Source organism: Helcobacillus sp. ACRRO (genome assembly GCF_022347125.1).
Taxonomy (GTDB): domain Bacteria; phylum Actinomycetota; class Actinomycetes; order Actinomycetales; family Dermabacteraceae; genus Helcobacillus; species Helcobacillus massiliensis.
Window position 1 is genome coordinate 18,466 of record NZ_JAKRNG010000016.1, and the last position, 19,271, is coordinate 37,736.

16 protein-coding genes and 2 tRNA genes are annotated in these 19,271 nt (G+C 69.1%); 8 read left to right on the forward strand and 10 right to left on the reverse strand.

Annotation, left to right across the window (positions count from 1 at the left end; translation table 11 throughout):
• The first annotated feature begins 59 nt into the window (after positions 1 to 59).
• The 5 genes from MHY20_RS07095 (at position 60) to MHY20_RS07115 (ending at position 6,524) form a co-directional block, all read left to right on the forward strand.
• Positions 60 to 1,280, forward strand: a complete 1,221-nt coding sequence (locus tag MHY20_RS07095; RefSeq protein WP_183376628.1) for a sarcosine oxidase subunit beta family protein — start codon at positions 60 to 62, stop codon at positions 1,278 to 1,280.
• 33 nt (positions 1,281 to 1,313) lie between these two features.
• Entirely contained in the window at positions 1,314 to 1,607 is a 294-nt protein-coding gene (locus MHY20_RS07100; protein ID WP_239375874.1) for a sarcosine oxidase subunit delta, read from the forward strand.
• Positions 1,604 to 4,594 (forward strand): FAD-dependent oxidoreductase, encoded by a 2,991-nt coding sequence (locus MHY20_RS07105; RefSeq protein ID WP_239375876.1) that lies wholly within the window; start codon positions 1,604 to 1,606, stop codon positions 4,592 to 4,594. Before MHY20_RS07100 ends, MHY20_RS07105 begins: the two co-directional genes overlap by 4 nt.
• A complete protein-coding gene (locus tag MHY20_RS07110) occupies positions 4,587 to 5,240 on the forward strand; it encodes a sarcosine oxidase subunit gamma family protein (RefSeq protein ID WP_239375878.1) in 654 nt (217 codons plus the stop codon). The genes MHY20_RS07105 and MHY20_RS07110 overlap by 8 nt, the downstream gene beginning before the upstream one ends.
• A gap of 237 nt (positions 5,241 to 5,477) precedes the next feature.
• Entirely contained in the window at positions 5,478 to 6,524 is a 1,047-nt protein-coding gene (locus MHY20_RS07115) for a homocysteine S-methyltransferase family protein (RefSeq protein WP_183376622.1), read from the forward strand.
• Positions 6,525 to 6,629: 105 nt separating this feature from the next.
• On the opposite strand, the gene MHY20_RS07120 is transcribed toward MHY20_RS07115, so the two are convergent.
• Together MHY20_RS07120 and MHY20_RS07125 are read right to left on the reverse strand one after the other, a co-directional pair.
• On the reverse strand, positions 6,630 to 8,051 hold the full coding sequence (locus MHY20_RS07120) for an MFS transporter (protein WP_239375880.1): 1,422 nt from the start codon (positions 8,049 to 8,051) through the stop codon (positions 6,630 to 6,632).
• Between the two features lie 98 nt (positions 8,052 to 8,149).
• A complete protein-coding gene (locus tag MHY20_RS07125) occupies positions 8,150 to 8,491 on the reverse strand; it encodes a chorismate mutase (protein WP_221187293.1) in 342 nt (113 codons plus the stop codon).
• Between the two features lie 164 nt (positions 8,492 to 8,655).
• Here MHY20_RS07125 and MHY20_RS07130 point away from each other — a divergent pair, with 164 nt between their 5' ends.
• Positions 8,656 to 10,284 carry an inorganic phosphate transporter gene (locus tag MHY20_RS07130; protein WP_239375882.1) on the forward strand — a complete coding sequence of 543 codons (1,629 nt, stop codon included), beginning with the start codon at positions 8,656 to 8,658 and terminating at the stop codon, positions 10,282 to 10,284.
• Between the two features lie 110 nt (positions 10,285 to 10,394).
• On the opposite strand, the gene clpX is transcribed toward MHY20_RS07130, so the two are convergent.
• The 5 genes from clpX to MHY20_RS07155 form a co-directional block, all read right to left on the reverse strand.
• Positions 10,395 to 11,702: an ATP-dependent Clp protease ATP-binding subunit ClpX gene (gene clpX / locus MHY20_RS07135; RefSeq protein ID WP_239375884.1), complete on the reverse strand. Its 1,308-nt coding sequence runs from the start codon at positions 11,700 to 11,702 to the stop codon at positions 10,395 to 10,397.
• Positions 11,703 to 11,939: 237 nt separating this feature from the next.
• Positions 11,940 to 12,623: an ATP-dependent Clp protease proteolytic subunit gene (locus MHY20_RS07140; RefSeq protein WP_239375886.1), complete on the reverse strand. Its 684-nt coding sequence runs from the start codon at positions 12,621 to 12,623 to the stop codon at positions 11,940 to 11,942.
• A 26-nt stretch (positions 12,624 to 12,649) separates the two neighbouring features.
• Positions 12,650 to 13,267 carry an ATP-dependent Clp protease proteolytic subunit gene (locus MHY20_RS07145; protein WP_239375887.1) on the reverse strand — a complete coding sequence of 206 codons (618 nt, stop codon included), beginning with the start codon at positions 13,265 to 13,267 and terminating at the stop codon, positions 12,650 to 12,652.
• Positions 13,268 to 13,425: 158 nt separating this feature from the next.
• Positions 13,426 to 14,871: a trigger factor gene (gene tig / locus MHY20_RS07150; protein WP_239375888.1), complete on the reverse strand. Its 1,446-nt coding sequence runs from the start codon at positions 14,869 to 14,871 to the stop codon at positions 13,426 to 13,428.
• Positions 14,872 to 15,000: 129 nt separating this feature from the next.
• Positions 15,001 to 15,077: transfer RNA gene (locus MHY20_RS07155), tRNA-Pro, on the reverse strand.
• A gap of 176 nt (positions 15,078 to 15,253) precedes the next feature.
• Here MHY20_RS07155 and MHY20_RS07160 point away from each other — a divergent pair.
• Positions 15,254 to 15,327: transfer RNA gene (locus tag MHY20_RS07160), tRNA-Gly, on the forward strand.
• 78 nt (positions 15,328 to 15,405) lie between these two features.
• Here the strand turns inward: MHY20_RS07160 and MHY20_RS07165 are convergent.
• Together MHY20_RS07165 and MHY20_RS07170 are read right to left on the reverse strand one after the other, a co-directional pair.
• Positions 15,406 to 16,236 (reverse strand): acyltransferase, encoded by an 831-nt coding sequence (locus MHY20_RS07165; protein ID WP_239375889.1) that lies wholly within the window; start codon positions 16,234 to 16,236, stop codon positions 15,406 to 15,408.
• A 58-nt stretch (positions 16,237 to 16,294) separates the two neighbouring features.
• Positions 16,295 to 17,647, reverse strand: coding sequence for an MFS transporter (locus MHY20_RS07170; RefSeq protein ID WP_239375890.1), 1,353 nt, complete (start codon positions 17,645 to 17,647; stop codon positions 16,295 to 16,297).
• 107 nt (positions 17,648 to 17,754) lie between these two features.
• On the opposite strand from MHY20_RS07170, the gene MHY20_RS07175 reads away from it, so the two are divergent.
• Complete coding sequence (locus tag MHY20_RS07175; RefSeq protein WP_239375891.1) at positions 17,755 to 18,489, forward strand: NAD(P)H-binding protein; 735 nt, start codon at positions 17,755 to 17,757, stop codon at positions 18,487 to 18,489.
• Positions 18,490 to 18,520: 31 nt separating this feature from the next.
• On the opposite strand, the gene MHY20_RS07180 is transcribed toward MHY20_RS07175, so the two are convergent.
• A complete protein-coding gene (locus tag MHY20_RS07180; RefSeq protein ID WP_239375892.1) occupies positions 18,521 to 19,237 on the reverse strand; it encodes an SRPBCC domain-containing protein in 717 nt (238 codons plus the stop codon).
• Between the last annotated feature and the right edge of the window lie 34 nt (positions 19,238 to 19,271).

Here is a 19,271-nt window from a genome sequence, read left to right on the forward strand (position 1 = left end):
TGCTGATATATCAGTAGTCGGCTAAGCGAGGGCGCCTAGCTGAGGAAAGGAAGGACCCCATGGCTGAAACGCTCCCGGAGCACCCAGACTTCCTCTGGGCCGCAGACCCGGAACCGAAGAAGTCCTACGACGCCATCGTCGTCGGCGGCGGCGGCCACGGCCTCGCCACCGCGTACTACCTGGCGAAGAACCACGGCATGACCAACATCGCCATTCTCGAGAAGGGATGGCTCGCCGGCGGCAACATGGCCCGCAACACCACCATCATCCGCTCCAACTACCTGTGGGATGAATCCGCAGCCATGTACGAGCACGCGCTCAAGCTGTGGGAGGGGCTGACCGAAGAACTCGAGTACGAGATGTTCTTCTCCCAGCGCGGCGTCCTCAACCTCGCCCACACCCTCGGCGATGTCCGCGAATCGGTCCGCCGCGTGGAGGCGAACCGCCTCAACGGCGTGGACTCCGAGTTCCTCTCCCCCGAGGAGGTCAAGGAGGTCTGCCCGATCCTCAACATCTCCGACAACGTCCGCTACCCCATCATGGGCGGCACCTACCAGCCGCGCGCCGGCATCGCCAAGCACGACTGGGTCGCCTGGGCCTACGCACGCAAGTGCCAGGAGCTCGGCGTGGACATCATCCAGAACTGCGAGGTCACCAAGGTCCTCAAGGACGGCGAGAAGACCATCGGCGTGGACACCACCCGCGGCCGCATCCTCGCACCCCGCGTGGGCCTCGCCGCAGCCGGTCACTCCTCCGTGGTCGCCAAGACCGCCGGCGTGGACCTCCCGATCCAGTCGCACCCGCTGCAGGCGCTCGTGTCTGAGCTGTTCGAGCAGGTGCACCCCACGGTCGTGATGTCCAACCACGTCCACATGTACGTCTCCCAGGCGCACAAGGGCGAGCTCGTCATGGGCGCCGGCATCGACCAGTACAACGGCTACGGCCAGCGCGGATCCTTCCACGTGGTCGCCGAGCAGATGGCCGCGGCCGTGGAGCTCATGCCGATCTTCGCCCGCGCTCACCTGCTGCGCACCTGGGGCGGCATCGTCGACGTCACGTTCGACGCCTCCCCCATCGTCTCCAAGACCGAGGTCGAGGGCCTCTACGTCAACTGCGGCTGGGGCACCGGCGGCTTCAAGTCCACCCCCGCCTGCGGCTGGACCTTCGCCCACACCATCGCCAACGACGAGCCGCACGAGATCAACGCACCGTTCTCCCTGGACCGGTTCACCACGGGCAAGCTCATCGACGAGCACGGCGCAGCCGCCGTCGCCCACTGACCCGACCAGATCTCGACAGACAAGGACACGCCAATGCTTCTGATCGACTGCCCCCACTGCGGACCGCGCGACGAAATCGAGTTCTCCTACGGCGGCGAAGCCCACGTGGTGTACCCCGAGGACCCGTCGGTCCTCTCCGATGCCGAATGGGGCCGCTACCTCTTCTACCGCGAGAACCCCAAGGGCGACTTCGCTGAGCGCTGGATCCACTCCGGCGGCTGCCGCAAGTGGTTCAACGCCATCCGCAACACAGCAACCTACGAATTCAAGGGCACCTACGCCATGGGCGAGAAGGCCCCCACCATCAAGGAAGGAGACGCGAAGTGACCACCGCCAGCAGCTCGCCGTCGCGCCGCACCGACGCGGCCCCCGGCCACGGCATCGACCGTTCGCAGCCCATCACCATCACCTTCGGCGGCCAGAAGTACGACGCCTTCGCCGGGGACAGCCTCGCCTCCGCCCTCATCGCCGGCGGCAGCCTCCAGACCGCGAACTCCATGTACCTCGACCGTCCCCGCGGCATCCTCGCCGCCGGCGTCGAAGAGCCCAACGGTCTGGTGACCGTCAAGGCCCGCTCCGAGGACGACATCGACGAGACCATGCTCCCGGTCACCTCCGTGGAGGCGACCGACGGCCTCGAAGCGTTCTACGTCTCCGGCCAGGGCGCCCTGGACCCGACCCCGGACCCGGCCCTGTACGACCGCAAGCACATGCACGCCGACGTCCTCATCGTCGGCGCCGGCCCCGCCGGTCTCGCCGCCGCCCGCGCCGCCCTCCAGGGTGAGGCGCGCGTCGTCCTCATCGACAAGGAGAACCGCCCCGGCGGCTCCCTCCTGTCCTCCCGGACCGCGCAGATCGACGGCACCGACGGCGCCCAGTGGGCCGCCGACACCATCGCCGAGCTCAGCGAGAACCCGGACTTCACCTACCTGTCGCGCACCACCGCGTTCGGCAACTACGACTCGAACTACGTGATCGCCCTGCAGCACCGCACCGATCACCTCGAGCCGAAGCACCGCGAAGGCGTGTCCCGTCAGCGCGTGTGGCACATCCGCGCCGACCAGGTGGTCCTCGCCCCGGGCGCCATGGAGCGGCCCATCGTGTTCTCCACCAACGACCGCCCCGGCGTCATGCTCGCCGGCGCAGCCCGCACCTACACCAACCGGTACGGTGCCCTGCCCGGCCAGAAGATCGCGGTCTTCACCACCAACGACTCCGCCTACGAGGCCGCGCTCGACCTCCACGCCGCCGGCGCCGAGATCGTCGCTCTCGTCGACTCCCGCGAGAAGGCCAGCGAAGCGGCCACCGCCGCGGCCGAGCGCACCGGCGCCGAACTGTCGCTGTCCTCAGCAGTCATCGGCACCAACGCATCCGTGATGGGTGACCGCCTCGCCGCCGTCAGCATCTCCGAGCTGGACGCCGACGGGGCCCTCACCGGTGAGACCCGCACCGTCGACGCGGACCTGCTCGCCGTCTCCGGCGGGTTCTCGCCCACCGTGCACCTGCACACCCACCGTCAGGGCACCACCACCTGGAACACCGAGATCGCCGGCTTCGTCCCCAACGACGATGTCACCGGCGAGCACTGCGCAGGCGCCCTCACCGGCGACTTCTCCACCCAGGGCGCGCTCGACACCGGCACCCGTGCCGGCGCGGCAGCCCTCGCGGCCGCTGCCGCCAACGCCGGGTTCGACCCCGGCTCCGGCTCCGGCGACGCGAAGGCTCCGTCGGCCCAGGTCGCCGATGAGGCGCCGCTGTGCGGCGCCGAGGTGAAGCCGCTGTGGCTGGTGCCGTCCGCCACCGGCAGCACGGACGACTCCTTCGTGGACCTCCAGCGCGACCAGGCCGTCTCGGACATCGAGCGGGCCTACGGTGCCGGCATGACCAACATCGAGCACATCAAGCGGTACACCTCCATCGGCACCGCCAACGACCAGGGCAAGACCTCCGGTGTCAACGCCATGGCCGTGCTCGCCCACATGATCGGCGAAGAGGACCTCGGCGCCGTGGGCGTCTCCGGCTACCGCCCGCCGTTCACCGCGCTCCCGTTCGCCGCCCTCGCCGGCCGCGAACGCGGGGACCTGTTCGACCCGGCACGCGTCACCGCCATCCAGCCGTGGCACCTCGAGGCCGGCTGCGAGTTCGAGGACGTCGGCCAGTGGAAGCGCCCCTGGTTCTTCGCCAAGGACGGCGAGGACATGCACCAGGCGGTGCAACGCGAATCCAAGGCCGTGCGCGACAGCGTCGGCTACATGGACGGCACCACCCTCGGGAAGATCGAGATCCGCGGCCAGGACGCCGCCGAGTTCGTCAACCGGTTCTACACCAACGGCTTCAAGCTGCTGAAGGTGGGCAAGGGCCGCTACGGCGTCATGTGCGGTGTGGACGGCATGATCATGGACGACGGCGTCACCATGCGCATCGCCGACGACCGCTTCCTGATGACCACCACCTCCTCCGGTGCCGCTGCCGTGTTCGACTGGCTGGAGGAATGGCACCAGACCGAGTGGCCGGAGCTGGACGTCACCCTCACCTCGGTGACTGAGCAGTACTCCACCATCACCGTGGCCGGCCCGAAGTCCCGCGACGTCATCGCCAAGGTGGCGCCCGGCCTGGACGTCTCCAACGAGGCGTTCGCCTTCATGGAGTTCCAGGACGCCGAGCTGTCCAACGGCGTTCCCGCCCGCATCTGCCGCATCTCGTTCTCCGGTGAGCTCAGCTTCGAGATCAACGTGGACGCCTTCTACGGCCTGTCCGCGTGGAAGCTCGTCGAAGAGGCCGGCGCCGAGTTCGACATCACCCCGTACGGCACCGAGACGATGCACGTGCTGCGAGCCGAGAAGGGCCTGATCATCGTCGGCCAGGACACCGACGGCACCGTCACCCCCGACGACGCCGGGCTCGGCTGGGCCGTCTCCACGAAGAAGAAGCACTTCATCGGCAAGCGCTCCCTCGAACGCGAGGACTCCCAGCGCCCCGACCGCAAGCAGCTGGTCTCCGTGATGAGCGTGGACAAGAAGACCGTCCTGCCGGAAGGCGCGCAGCTCATCGCCAAGGACGCCGATCCGACGCCGAAGAAGGGCTCCGTCCAGGACCCCGTCACCCCGAGCAACGGCCAGGTCCACTCCTACGGCTTCGTCACCTCGTCGTACATGTCGCCGAACCTCGGCCGGCCGTTCGGCCTCGCCCTCATCGAGAGCGGCCGCGAACGCGAAGGCGAGATCATGAAGTCGCTGGTGAACGGCGAACTCGTTGAAGTGGAAATCGGGCCGCTGTGCCTGTTCGACCCGGAAGGAAAGCGCCGCGATGGCTGAGAACCCCACCACCCTGCACACGCCCGAGCCTCCGGCGGTCCCGCTGGACGAGCACCGACTCACCCCGGCCGCGCACCTCGCCGGCGACATGGAGGCCGCCACCGTCACCGGTGCGCGCTCAGTGTCCCTGCGGGAGCTGCAGTTCCCGCTGCAGATCGGTCTGCGCGGCGAGATCGGCTCCGAATCCGCTCAGCTCATCGAGAAGGAGCTCGGCTTCGAGCTCCCCTCCCGAGTCGGCCAGGTCACCGGCGACCCGATGGGTCTGCACGTCCTGTGGCTGTCCCCGGACGAGTTCCTCGCCGTCGACGTCTCCACACGCCAGCAGCCCGGCGACTCCGACCGCTACATCGACGCACTGGCCGGCAAGCCCGGTCACGCAGTGGAGCTGTCGGCCAACCGGACCGTGCTGGAGCTCGTCGGCGCCGCCGCCCGTGACGTGCTCGCCAAGAGCTGCCACGCCGACCTGCACCCGCGCGAGTTCGGCGTCAACACCGCCATCACCACCAGCCTCGGCAAGGTGCCGATCTACCTGCACCGCGCCGGCGAGGACGTGTGGCGCATCTACCCGCGCCAGTCGTTCGCGGACTTCACCGTCCGCTGGCTGCTGGACGGTATGAAGGAGTTCGCTCAGGACGAGGTGCTGTGAACCGCGCGTGAGCGCGGGCTCGCACGGAGCGATGACGAGGGGCGGGGGCTGGTCAGCGAGGACCGGCTCCCGCCCCTCGCTGTGCGGGGGTGCGATACGGCGTTCACGCCGGGTCGTGGGGCGCCATCTGTCGCCACAGTCCGCCACAGGCATTGGGCCGGGACCCGTCGGCCTGCCACGCTCAACCGGACCGCAGCGCCCACCCGGGCGCCCCGCCCCGCACCTCGTGGAGGACGAATGACCGACCTCAGCCTCACCCAGCGCCTCGACGCCGGGCCCGTGATCTGCGCCGAAGGATTCCTCTTCGAACTGGAGCGCCGCGGCTACCTCACCGCCGGCGAATTCGTGCCCGAGGTGGCCCTCGAACACCCGGACGCCCTCGCGACTCTGCACCGCGACTTCCAGCGCGCCGGCTCCGACATCGTGGAGGCGTTCACCTACAACGGTCACCGCGAGAAGATGCGGGTCATCGGCAAGGAGGACCTCCTGGAGCCGCTGAACCGCGCCGCCCTGCGGATCGCCCGCCAGGTGGCCGATGAGAAGCCCGGCAACCTCGTGGCCGGGAACATCTCGAACTCCAACATCTGGGACCCCGCCGACGAGGCCAGCCAGCGCGAAGTGCGATCCATCTTCGAGGAGATGGTCGGCTGGGCCGTCGAGGAGGGCGCCGACATCATCATCGGCGAAACCTTCTACTACGCCGGCGAAGCCCTCACCGCGCTCGAGGTCGCGAAGTCCTCCGGTCTGCCGGTGGTGCTGACGCTCGCGCCGATGGCGTTCCAGGAGATGGCCGAGGGGGCCGGCATCGTGGAGACCGCGCAGCGCCTCGAACAGGAGGGGGCCGACGTGGTCGGCCTCAACTGCTTCCGCGGCCCTGACACGCTCCTGCCGTGGCTGGAGAAGATCCGCGAGGCCGTCTCCTGCCATGTGGGCGCTCTCCCGATCCCCTACCGCACCACCGAGGCGGAGCCGACGTTCTTCAACCTGTCCGACCCGGGCGCCCGCGTCCCGTCACCGCACGGCCGCACCTTCCCCACGGCCCTGGACCCGCTGCGCGGCAACCGGTACGAACTGCGGGAGTTCGCGCAGACCGCCTACGGCCTCGGGGTCAACTACCTCGGAGTCTGCTGCGGCGCCTCCCCGGCCGACATCCGCGAGGTTGCCGAAGCCGTGGGCCTCACCACGGAGGCGAGCCGGTTCTCGGAGAACATGGCGAACCACTTCATGTACGGCACGAACGAGCGCCTGCCGGAGCACGTGAAGGGACTCGGCGCCCGCGCGTGAGACTCCCGGCGTGATCGGGCCGCAGCAGCCGGCGCCCGATCCGAGGCGCATGTGCAGGAGCGGCGGGGACATCCCCGCCGCTCCTGCACATCTCTGGGATGCCGATCAGATCTCGCGCATATCCCGGGCCCGGGTCTCCGGGGAGAGCCGCAGCGCCACGAACGTGATGACGCCTGCCAGTGACAGGTAGGCTCCCACTGCACCCACGCCCCACCGGGCGTTCAGCCACACCGCGATGAACGGGGTGATGGCCGCGCCGAGGATCGAGGCGACGTTGTAGGCGATGCCGCTGCCGGTGTACCGGACGTTCGTGGCGAACAGCTCCGGCAGCAGCGCGGACATCGACCCGAATGACAGACCCATCAGCATCATGCCGAGCGACAGGAACAGCAGCACCCGCCACATGGCAACGTCCTCGCCGACCCCGACCTTCGCCGGGTCCATCAGCGGAGTGAACAGCAGACCGAACACCACGATCAAGGCCGTGGTGACCGACAGCGAGCGTCGGCGCCCGAAGCGGTCCGCCGCCCAGCCCGACACGGGGATGAACGCCGCGAACAGCAGAACGCTCAGCAGCTGCTGGATGAGGAACGTGGTGTAGCTGATGCCCAGCCCGCCGGCCTCCGGCTTCGCAATGCCGTAGGACAGCACCCACGCGGTCATCAGGTAGAACACCACGTAGGTGGCCAGCATGATGAAGGTGCCCTGGATCAGCGGCAGCCACGCGGTGCGGAACACCTCGGTCACCGGCGACTTCACCTTCTTGTCCTCGTCGACCGCCTGCTGGAACACCGGCGTCTCTTCGAGCTTCACCCGGACCCACAGACCCAGCAGCACCATCGCCAGGGAAGCGAGGAACGGCACGCGCCAGCCCCACACGAGGAAGCTGTGGTCGAGCACGGCAGAGGTGGAGTCGAACGCGAACAGGACGGTCAGCACCAGGAAGAACCCGTTGGCGAGGATGAACCCGAACGGTGCCCCGAGCTGCGGCCACATCGCGGCGCGCCCCCGTCGGCCCTCTTCGGCGTACTCGGTGGCCAGCAGTGAGGCGCCGGACCATTCGCCGCCGAGGCCGAGGCCCTGGGTGAAGCGCAGGATCGTCAGCATGGCAGGTGCCCACAGCCCGATCTGGTGGGCGGTGGGCAGCAGCCCGATGAGGAAGGTGGCGATGCCCATGGTGAGCAGGGCGCCGATGAGGGTGGCCTTGCGGCCGATGCGGTCACCGAAGTGCCCGAACACGATGGAGCCGAGGGGCCGGGCGATGAACGCGGCCCCGAACGTCGCCATGGAGGCGAGCAGTTTGGAGGTGTCGTCACCGTCGAGGAAGAAGAGGGCCGGCAGAACGGCCACGGCGGCGGTGGCGTAGATGTAGAAGTCGTAGAACTCGATGGTCGTGCCGACCAGGGAGGCGATGATGACCCGCCGGCGCTCCTTCGATGTGAGTCGGCGGTCCGCTTCGGCTGGCGCGGTCCCGGCGGGGTCGGCGGCAGCTGTGCTCCCGGCCTGCGCGGATGTGGTCGCTGACAAGGTCCCTCCCTCAGGTCGTCTCGGGTGTTCGACCGGTCAGCCGAACGCAAAGGTGATCAGACTAGGCGGGAGGCGCCATATTCCGGGACGACAGTCCGCTATGCGGACGGGCGCTCTTCGTCAGCGATCTGCTCGTGGTGGCGGATCACTTCGCGCACGATGAACCGGAGGAACCGCTCGGCGAACACGGGGTCCAGTCCGGACTCGTCGGCCAGGGCGCGCAGCCTCTCCACCTGCCGGGCCTCCCGAGCGGGGTCCGCCGGCGGCAGATCGTTCTCCGCCTTCAGGCGGCCCACCGCCTGCGTGCACTTGAACCGCTCAGCGAGCAGGTGCACGAGCGCGGCGTCCACATTGTCGATGGTCTGGCGGTGGCGACGCAGCAGCTCCTGGGCGCGGGCGGCGTCGTCAGCGGCGGGGCCGGAGTCGGTCATCGCGTTCATCAGGCCAGTCTCGCAGAGCGGGACCCACCTGCCCAGGCCGTCTCATCACCGGCAAGCGCGAGGAGTGGGCATCGATTCCCTCGCTGTCACTTCGATGTGGTGAGCCGTTCACACCGACCGGTCAGAGTGCAGATGGACCGTCCCCCACACGGAAGGAATCGGCGATGTCCTCCTCCATCAGCCAGTCCCCCGCTGCCGAGAACGACAGCGCCGGCGAGACCACAGCCAAGCCGCCCGGCGACGCCCGCTGGCACGTCGCCTTCGGTGTCATCCTCATCGGTGCGCTCGCCGCGTTCATCCCCTGGACCCTCGGTTACGTCGGCGACACCAGCGCCGTGGTCCTGCTGATCCTCGCGGTCCTCCTCGGCGTGTTCATGGCGTTCACCATCGGCGGCAACGACGTCGCGAACTCCTTCGGCACGTCCGTCGGCGCCGGCACGCTGTCGATGAAGCAGGCGCTGATGGTCGCCGCCGTGTTCGAGGTCTCCGGCGCGATCATCGCCGGCGGCGAGGTCACCGACACCGTCAAGAGCGGCATCGTGGAGCTCGACACGATCTCCCACTCCCCCATGGACTTCGTGTTCATCATGATGTCCGCGCTCGTCGGCGCCGCCGCCTGGCTGCTGTTCGCCACCCGCATGGGCTGGCCGGTCTCGACCACCCACTCGATCGTCGGCGGCATCGTCGGTGCCGCGCTCTGCATCGGCTTCACCACCGGCTCCGGCGGCTTCGACATGGTGCAGTGGAGCGAGATCTGGACGATCGTCATGTCCTGGGTGCTGTCCCCGCTGCTCGGCGGCATCGTCGCGTTCGTCCTGTTCGGCCTGATCAAACGGCACATCCTGCGCTACAACGAGGAAGCGGACCAGGCGATGCGGGAGCTGAAGCTCAAGCGCATCGAGCACCGTCGCCGCGAACGCAGCGCCTTCGAACGCCTCTCCGAAATCCAGCAGATCGCGTACACCAACGCCATGGCGCGCGACTCCGCGACCGTCCGCACCGCCGACTACGAGCGGGACGAGCTGGAGTCCACCTACTACCGCAACCTGTACGACATCGAGCAGGAGGCGCAGGGCGTCGAATCGCATCGCGCGATCGAGGTGTGGGTGCCGCTGCTCGCCGCCTTCGGCTCGATGATCATCGGCTCGATGCTGCTGGTGAAGGGTCTGAAGAACCTCGAGCTCAACGTGTCCCCGCTGGCGACGACTCTCATGCTCGGCATGGTCGGCGCGACCGTGTGGATGGCGGTGTTCATCTTCGCGAAGTCGATGAAGAAGTACGACCTCGACCGCACCACCTTCCTGCTGTTCTCCTGGATGCAGGTGTTCACCGCCAGTGCCTTCGCGTTCTCCCACGGCTCCAACGACATCGCCAACGCCATCGGCCCGTTCGCTGCAGTGCTGGATGTGCTGCGGACCGGCGCCGTCGGCGAAGAGGCCGTCGTTCCCACCCCGGTGATGATCACCTTCGGCATCGGCCTGGTCGTGGGTCTGTGGTTCATCGGCCGACGGGTGATCGCGACCGTCGGCTCCGGTCTGACCCGCATGCACCCCTCGAGCGGCTTCGCGGCGGAGCTCGCTGCTGCCGCGGTCGTGATGAGTGCATCGTCGCTGGGTCTGCCGGTGAGCTCCACCCACATCCTCATCGGTGCGGTGCTGGGTGTGGGCCTGGTGAACAAGGCAGCGAACTGGTCGCTGATGCGCCCGATCGCCCTCGCCTGGGTCGTGACCCTGCCGGCGGCGGCGCTCATCGGTGCCGTTTCCGTGTGGATTCTGCGCCTCGTGTTCGGCTGAGAATCCGGCCGCGGCGGTGGGGTGCGCCCCGCCGCCGCGGCCTGCCCCGCCGGGATCCGCCCCGCCGCAGCCTGTCCCGCCTCGGGACGCTGATGCGCGGGGCGCAAGCGTCAGGCGCTGGTGCGCACCGACTCCTGCTGCTTCTGCGCTTCCTTCTGCGTCAGCATGATCGGCTCGCGTCCGCTGGTCACCACGCCCTCAGTGATGACGACCTTCGCGATGTCGCTGCGGGAGGGGATGTCGAACATGATCGGCTGAAGGGTCTCCTCCATGATGGCGCGCAGCCCGCGGGCGCCGGTGCCGCGCTGCAGGGCACGGTCCGCGATCGCATCCAGGGCCGCCGGTTCGAACGACAGCTCCACATCGTCATAGGCGAACATCTTCTGATACTGCTTCACCATCGCGTTCTTCGGCTCCGTCAGGATGCGGATCAGCGCGTCCTTGTCGAGGCTCTTCACGGAGGTGAGCACGGGCAGGCGGCCGATGAACTCGGGGATCAGCCCGAACTTCAGCAGGTCCTCCGGCTGCACGTTGGAGTACAGCTCCTTCTCGTCCATGCGGCTGGGCAGCTGGGAGCCGAAGCCGATGCCGCCCTTGCCGGTGCGGTTCGCAACGATGTCCTCGATGCCGGCGAACGCACCGGCCACGATGAAAAGGACGTTCGTGGTGTCCAGCTGAATGTAGTCCTGCTGCGGGTGCTTCCGGCCGCCCTGCGGCGGCACCGCCGCCACCGTGCCTTCGAGGATCTTCAGCAGCGCCTGCTGCACGCCCTCACCGGACACGTCACGAGTGATCGACGGGTTCTCCGCCTTGCGGCCGATCTTGTCGACCTCATCGATGTAGATGATGCCGCGCTCCGCCTTCTTCACGTCATGGTCCGCGGCCTGCAGCAGCTGCAGCAGGATGTTCTCCACGTCCTCGCCCACGTAGCCGGCTTCGGTGAGGGCGGTGGCGTCGGTCATGGTGAACGGCACGTTCAGCATCTTCGCGAGGGTCTGCGCGAGGTAGGTCTTGCCGCAGCCGGTGGGGCCCACGAGCATCACGTTCGATTTGGCGACGTCGACGTCGCTGAACTCGTCCTCGCGGCGGGCCGACGGGTGCTGCGCTGCCTCATCGCGGGCGCGCACGCGCTTGTAGTGGTTGTAGACGGCCACGGACAGGGCGCGCTTCGCCTCTTCCTGGCCGATGATGTGGGTTTCGAGGAAGTCGAAGATCTCCCGCGGCGAGGGCAGCTCCTGCTCCGGTTCGGCCTTCGCCTTCTCTGCCTGGGTCTCCTCAGCGATGATCTCGTTGCACAGTTCGATGCACTCTTCGCAGATGTACACGTGGGGGCCGGAGATCAGGCGTTCCACCTGCTTCTGCGACTTGCCGCAGAAGGAGCAGGAGAAAACGTCGGAATCGTCGCCGAGCTGCGCCATGGAGGAATCCCTTTCGAAGCCGCTGTGGTCCGTTCAGCCTATCGAAACCGTCGGCACGCTCCCGGATTTCGGAGGCGGGGCGCGTCACCGTTCGCCGCCAGCACACACCGAGTGTGACCTGCACCTCGCCGCCGCGCGCCCGCGCCCGGAACAGGTGCCCTGCGAACAGAAGCGCCGGGCCCCGCCCCGCGGGGGGGCGGGACCCGGCGCGTCCGGATCAGAGTGAAGTGGGCCGGATCAGTTGGGGATCTGGCCGGCCGCGTCGGTGCGGCGCTCCAGCACCTGGTCCACCAGGCCGTACTCGAGCGCAGCCTGAGCGGTCAGGATCTTGTCGCGCTCGATGTCCTTGTGGATGAGGTCCCGGTCGCGGCCCGTGTGGTGGGCGAGCGTGTCCTCCAGCCAGGTGCGCATACGCAGGATCTCGTTCGCCTGGATCTCGATGTCCGAGGCCTGGCCGCCGCCCTGGCCGCCCATCGCGGGCTGGTGGATCAGGATGCGGGCGTTCGGCAGTGCGAGGCGCTTGCCGGGGGCGCCGGCGGCGAGCAGCACAGCGGCCGCGGATGCGGCCTGGCCGAGGCACACGGTGGTGACGTCCGGCTTGATGTACTGCATGGTGTCGTAGATCGCGGTCAGGGCCGTGAACGAACCGCCGGGGCTGTTGATGTACAGCGTGATGTCACGGTCCGGGTCCTGCGACTCCAGCACGAGCAGCTGCGCCATCACGTCATCGGCGGAGGCGTCGTCCACCTGCACGCCGAGGAAGATGATGCGGTCCTCGAACAGCTTCGCGTACGGGTCCTGGCGCTTGAAGCCGTAAGGGGTGCGCTCCTCATAGGTGGGCAGCACGTAGCGGGAGCTGGGCATCTGGCCGGCGGACGCGTACGGCATCGAACCGGAAGCCATCATGGGGTCAAAGGTCATGGAAGGGTCTCCTCAGTCTCGACGGGTCAGTTCTTCGCGGTGCCGCCGGCACCGGTGACGTCTTCCGCGCCGCAGACGATGTGGTCGATGAAGCCGTACTCGAGGGCTTCCTGGGCGGTGAACCAGTTGTCGCGGTCGCCGTCGGCGATGATCTGCTCAACGCTCTTGCCGGTCTGCTCCGCGGTCAGCTCCGCCATCTGCTTCTTCATCGAGAGGATGAGATCCGCCTGGATCTTGATCTCCGAGGCAGTGCCGCCGAGGCCGCCCAGCGGCTGGTGCATGAGCACGCGGGTGTGCGGCGTGGCGTAGCGCTTGCCCTTGGTGCCGGAGGACAGCAGGAACTGGCCCATGGATGCCGCCATGCCCATGGCGACCGTCACCACGTCCGGCTTGATGAACTGCATGGTGTCGTAGATGGCCATGCCAGCGGTGATCGAGCCGCCGGGGCTGTTGATGTAGAGGTAGATGTCCTTATCAGGGTCCTCAGCGGCGAGCAGCAGCAGCTTGGCGCAGATCGCGTTCGCGTTGTCATCGCGCACGTCCGAACCGAGCCACACGATGCGCTCCTTGAGCAGGCGCTGGTAGACGTTGTCATCCAGACCGAGGGGCAGCTCGCCCGACGCGTTGCGAGGCTGATCTGTCACAGTGCACTCCTTGTAGGGGCTCGACGATGGTTGTTTCCAGACTACGCGAGGGCCCGGCCGCTGCCTGGACGTGTTCGCCAGGGGCGCACTCGCGCAACGAGAAGGGGCGGGCACCGTCGGTCGCCCGATGGTGCCCGCCCCTTCGGCGAGTGATCAGATCACTTCGCGTCGTCGGACTTCTCGTCCTTCTTCGCGGTGGTCTTCTTCGCGGTGGTCGACTTCTTCGCCGGCGCCTTCTTGGCGGTGGACTTGGTGGACTTCTTCGCCGGTGCCTTCTTGGCGGGCTTCTTCTCGTCCTTGTCCTCGGCGTCGTCGGCCTTCTCGGAGTCGGCGGCGTCCAGACCCAGGTCGATGGCCTTGCCGGACTCCTTGCCCTTCACGGTGACCTTCGCGAGAACCGCATCCAGGGCCTTGGAGCGCTGCACCTCGCCGAAGATCTGCTCGATCTGGCCGGACTGCGCCACTGCCTGCAGGAAGGTGTTCGGGTCCATGCCGTACTGGGCGGCCATGGCGGACATGTAGTTCATCAGGTCGTCCTGGCCGACCTCGACCTCGTTGTCCGCGAGGATGGCGTCGAGCAGGAACTGGGCCTGGATGGCCTTGACGGTGTCGTCCTTGATCTCATCGCCGTGCGGGTCGTCCTCGGCCTTGCCCTCGTTCTCGAGGTGAGCGGTGATCTCGTCCTTGACGAGCTGCTCCGGCACGGGGATCTCAAGGTTCTCGAGGAGCTTCTCCAGCAGGGCGTTGCGGGCCAGGCCGGCCTTGTTGGCGTCGGCGTCCTTCTCGGCCTGCTTCTTCAGGTCGTCCTTGAGCTCGTCGATGGTGTCGAACTCGGAAGCGAGCTCGGCGAACTCGTCGTCGGCCTCGGGGAGCTCGCGCTCCTTGACGCTCTTGGCGGTGACGGTGATCTGAGCCTCTTCACCGGCGCGGTCGCCGCCGGCCAGCTTGGAGGAGAAGGTGGTGGTCTCGCCGGCGGACAGGCCCGTCAGAGCCTCGTCGAGGCCCTCGAGCATGTTGCCCTCACCGATCTGGTAGGAGACGCCCTCCACGGTGTCGACCTGCTCGTCGTCGATCTTCGCGTCCATGTCGAGGGACACGAAGTCGCCGTCCTTGGCGGGGCGGTCCACGCCCTTGAGGGTGCCGAAGCGCTCACGCAGGGCGTCGAGGCGGACCTGCACGGCGTCGTCGTCGACCGTCGGCTCCTCGATCTCGACCTCGTAGGAGGCGAAGTCGGGCAGCTCGATCTCGGGGCGCACGTCCTGCTCCACAACGAAGACGAGGTTGCCCTCCTCCTCGCCCTCGAGGCCGGGGACCTCGGTGACGTCGACCTCGGGGCGGCCGACGGGGCTGATCTCAGCCTCGGCAGCGGCCTGCGAGTAGAAGCCGGGCAGGGCGTCGTTGACGGCCTCCTGGATGATGGCGGCCTTGCCGAAGCGCTGCTCGATGAGAGCCGTCGGCACCTTGCCCTTGCGGAAGCCGGGCATCTGCACCTCGCTCGCGATCTTCTTCGCGGCCTGGTCGATGGCGGGCTTCAGCTCTTCGAACGGAACTTCGACGTTGAGCTTGACGCGGGTTGCGTCGAGCTTCTCGACTGAGGTCTTCACGTGGGGGACACTCCCTTGGTTGACTGATCGACGATAAAGAATGAGAAGGGCCAGTGCGTCGGGGCACCGGCCGCGCAGCTCTCGTGCTGTCAGCGCCGCTTCCGGTGGCTCTGCCGCGCCGGAGCCGGCTGGTCGGGATGACAGGATTTGAACCTGCGACCTCACGCTCCCAAAGCGCGCGCTCTACCAAGCTGAGCTACATCCCGAAAAAGACGACCCCAGCGAGTCTATCCTCACCGCTGAAAGGGCGCTGGGTCTGTGCTGACCTTTGTGACCCGCCTCATCGGGCAGATCACACTTCTGGGACGCCGGAACGGTTGGGCGGCCGACGGGTTCTGTGATTGAATAGGAGACCGGCCGACGGCCTCGTCCGGAAGCCTTCGCGGATGTAGCTCAATGGTAGAGCCTCAGTCTTCCAAACTGATAGTGCGGGTTCGATTCCCGTCATCCGCTCCACGAGAAACCCCCGCCCAGCATGTTGCTGGCCGGGGGCTTCGTGCTGCTCGAGGGCGAGGCTGAAGCTGTCGCCGAAGGTCATGACCTGGAGGTCGGCGACGCGGTGAGCCGCACCCGGTTCAGACGAAGCGGCGCAGCCCCGGGATGCGGATCCACACCAGCATCAGCGCGAACGACAGGACCACCGCGAGCGCCCACACCACGAGGTTCGGGCCCAGCGCCTCCGACTCCAGCGCCGGGAACCAGGTGCGAAGCTCCGCCACGAACACCATGTGCACCAGGTACACGCCGAAGGAGGCGCTGGCGAGCGGCCGCAGGAGGCGTCGGCCCCCGTCCCCCACCCGCCAGGACATGCCGAGGGAGGCCGGCGGCGACGGCCGTCAGTGGGGTCCAGGCGACACCGGCCGCGGCGAGGGCATAGGCATGGCCGGCGCTGCGCTCCACGAACGGGGCGAGCACCGGGGACAGCAGCGACAGGCCCAGCACGACCCACAGGAAGTACAGGTGAGGGGCGGCGTCCGCCCGGATCGCCTGCCGGATCAGGCCCTTCCCGGTCAGCTCCGTGCCCCAGAGCAGCGGCTGGACCACCAGCATGTACAGCGCGCTCCACGCGAGGGCGGCGGGCAGCAGACGCAGGAAGCGGGTGCGGAGGAACGCAGCGGTGCCGCGGCGATGCGCCCCCTCGGTGAGGTTGAGCGCACCGGACATCATCACGAAGACCGGAACCGCGGGGCCGAGCGCGGAGCGCAGCAGCGCGGTGGGCCAGCCGACGGATTCCGCCGTGTACGCCGGGGCGATCGCGTGGATGCCGAGGACGGCGATGATGGCGATGACGCGCATGGCGTCGAGGAACGGAATGTACGGGCGTGCGGCGCGGGTGGGCGCGGTGGCGCTGGCAGCTCTCGCCATCGATCCTCCGGCTGGAGTCGGGTCCGTGGGTGAGCGACGAAGCCTACGCCCCGGCGCCTCACCGGCGGCTGGGGGCGGGGGTGACGCGCGGCAGGATGCGGGCGAGCCATGCCCCGCCGGCGCCGCACAGCACCGCCATCGTGCCCGCCGCGACGCCGACGGGCGCCACCACGGTGACGGCGGTGACGAGGCCGGGGCCGGCGAGCTGCCCCACCCCGACCAGGGAGTTCCAGCGCCCGAGGTCCCGCACCCGGTACTGGGGGCGGGCGAGGTCCACGCCGAGGGTGACCTGGATGCCGGAACCGAGGCCGTTGCCGAGCGACATCACGGTCGCCGCTGCCAGCAGGGCCGGCAGGGCCCACGGCTGCGGGGTGGTGGCGTGGCCGCCGAGCGCGAGCGGGGCCATCAGCGCCATCCCGGCGGCGAGGCCGAGGCTGCAGGGGACCGCGGCGGCGGCGCGCCCGAAGCGGTCCATGAGGAGTCCGGCGGGATAGAACAGCGCGATCTCCACCACCGCGGCGATGCCGACCACGATCGCGACATGGTCCTCGCCGAGGCCGAGGCTGAGCGCGACCAGCGGGATGATGATCATGCGGTTGGAGCGGCTCATCGACACCGGCAGGATGCCGGCGGCGACGGCGATGCGTCGGCGTGCGGCGTCGCGGTGGCTGAGCGGTGGGGTCGGGCGGCGCAGCGGAGCAGGCGCAGCAGCATCGGGTGCCGCGGTCCCGGGTGCGGCTGCATCGGGCGTCGCACTGTCAGGTGCAGCGGCATCCGCGGACGCTGCATCGGCTGAGGCGGGCCCGGGTGGGGGATCATCGAGCGGCAGCAGGGTGAGCGCCACCAGCACCGTCGCGAGCACCATCAGGCCCGTGTGCAGGAAGAACACCCCGGCGGTGCTGCCGGCGGCGATGACCGCCGCCCCGATGAACGGGCCCACCACCTGCCCCATCCGCAGCGCCCCGCCGAGGGTGGTGAGGCCGCGCGCACGGATCGACTCCGGCAGCGCATCCGCGAGATACGCCTGTCGGCCCACATGCCACAGCACGAGCCCCATGTTGATCACCAGCAGGCCCGCGATGAGGGCGAGGCGATCCGCGGGCCCTGCTCCGTCGGCCCCACCGGCCGCCAGCGCGCGATGCACCACAACCCCGAGGCCGAGCGAGGTCACCCCCTGCAGCGCCCCGCTCGCGAGCAGCGCCCTCCGCTCCCCCATCGCCGCCAGCAGCCGCGCCAGCGGGATCGGCAGCAGCACCGCGCACAGCCCCTGGATGAGGCCCAGGGCGGCCGCTTCGGGGACGCTGAAGCCCAGGCGCACCGCGATCAGCGGCAGCAGCGGCAGATAGGCGGACACGCCCGCATATTCGAGGAACAGGGGCAGATAGATCGGCAGGATCAGCCGCTTCAGCATCCGCCGCCTCCCTTGCCCGCCGGTGTCGTCCTGTGGTTACGGGTCCTTAGACTATGCCCGGTCAGCATCGGCGCCCCGCGCCGTCTCAGCCAGAAAACGGAGTCCCCATGCCCGCATCCCCGACTGCCCGCACCGGCGAGGTCGCCGTCATCGATGCCGCCGGAGCCCTCGGCGACGCCGTCATGCGGGAGGCCGCCCTGCAGGGCCGACGGGTACAGGCGCTCACCAGCGCTCCTAGCGACCTGGTCGTGTTCTCCAGCGCCGTGACCCCCGTGGTGATCAGCGGCGACGCTGCCCCGGACCGACTCGCCGACGCCGCAGCAACAAGCGACGCGGTGGTGCTGTGCCTGGGCGCGGCACTGCAGGACCCGCCGCTCGCTCCGGCGGGTGGTCGGCCGACGGATGAGGCCGTGACCCTGGCGCTCCTGCGCGCCCTGCGCTCGGCCGGCGAGGACGGCGCGGCGACGCGACTGGTGGTGTCACTCCCGATCGAGGCGCTCGGCCTGCGCACCGACGGGCGCAGGGCCCCGTCGGCCCCGACGCGCCGCACCCCGCTGCTGGAGCGCGCCCGAGCCGTCCGCGGGGCCACCGATCGCCGCGCGCAGCTGCTGGATGCGCGGCGCGCCCTCGAACTGGTGCTGCTCAGCGGCGCCGACTGGACAGCGATCGCGCACCCGCCGGTGCTGGTGGCGCCGGGACCCGCGCCCACGCAGCTGCTGCCGGTGTCCTACGCCCCGCAGGCGTCCGCGCAGGTCAGCGCACAGGCGTGCGCGGCCCGGCTGCTGGAGCTCGCCGACGCTCCCGGCAGCACCGGTCAGCAGCTGGTGATCAGCGAAGTGTGAGGCGCGAGAGCCGCCCAGCGCACCCGGGGCGTCAGCTCTGCGCGGCCTGCGGGGTGTAGGCGCGCACCGTGTTCTCCTCGCCCACCCGGGCCGTCGCCTCCGGGACGCCCGCCGCGATGGCAGCAGCGGCCCAGCGGATCGCCCAGGCGCGCACCGTCTGCGCGCCGTCCTCACTGGCCAGCCACACCGGGTCGGGAGCCGGCAGATCCGCTGCGCAGGCGGAGATGGAGGCATCCCCACCGATCTCGGCGTAGCGGGCGAAGCCCATCAGGGCGATCTCCCAGCCGAGCGCCGCAGCCCCCGGACCGTACTGGGCGAACACCTCGGCCGGCATGGCGAGGCTGTGCTCGATCAGCAGCGAGGAGCTGCCGTCGTCAGTGGGGTCGATGCGCAGGGTCAGCTCATCGGCGCGGCCCTCATACTCCCACGTGAGATCCACTCGGTGCGGGGACTGCACCGACCGGATGGTGCCGTGGACGCCGCCGGGGGCGGTGAAGGCGCCGCCCTCACCGCCGTCGACCGTGACGGGTCCGTACCAGCGGACCAGATGCTGCGGATCGGTGAGCAGGGGGAACAGGTCCGTGGGAGCGCCGCAGCCGTGCAGGGCGAGCGTCAGGCGCAGGGCGACCGCGTCATCGGAGGTGGCGTCATCGTCGATCTGCAGGGAGCGGACAACGGCATCGATGAAGGGACGGGTGCTGGTCAACGATTCCTCCGAGGCGATGATCAGGATGATGACCCACTGCACGACAGCGGAGCGGGCGCTTCGCCGAAGAGCGGAC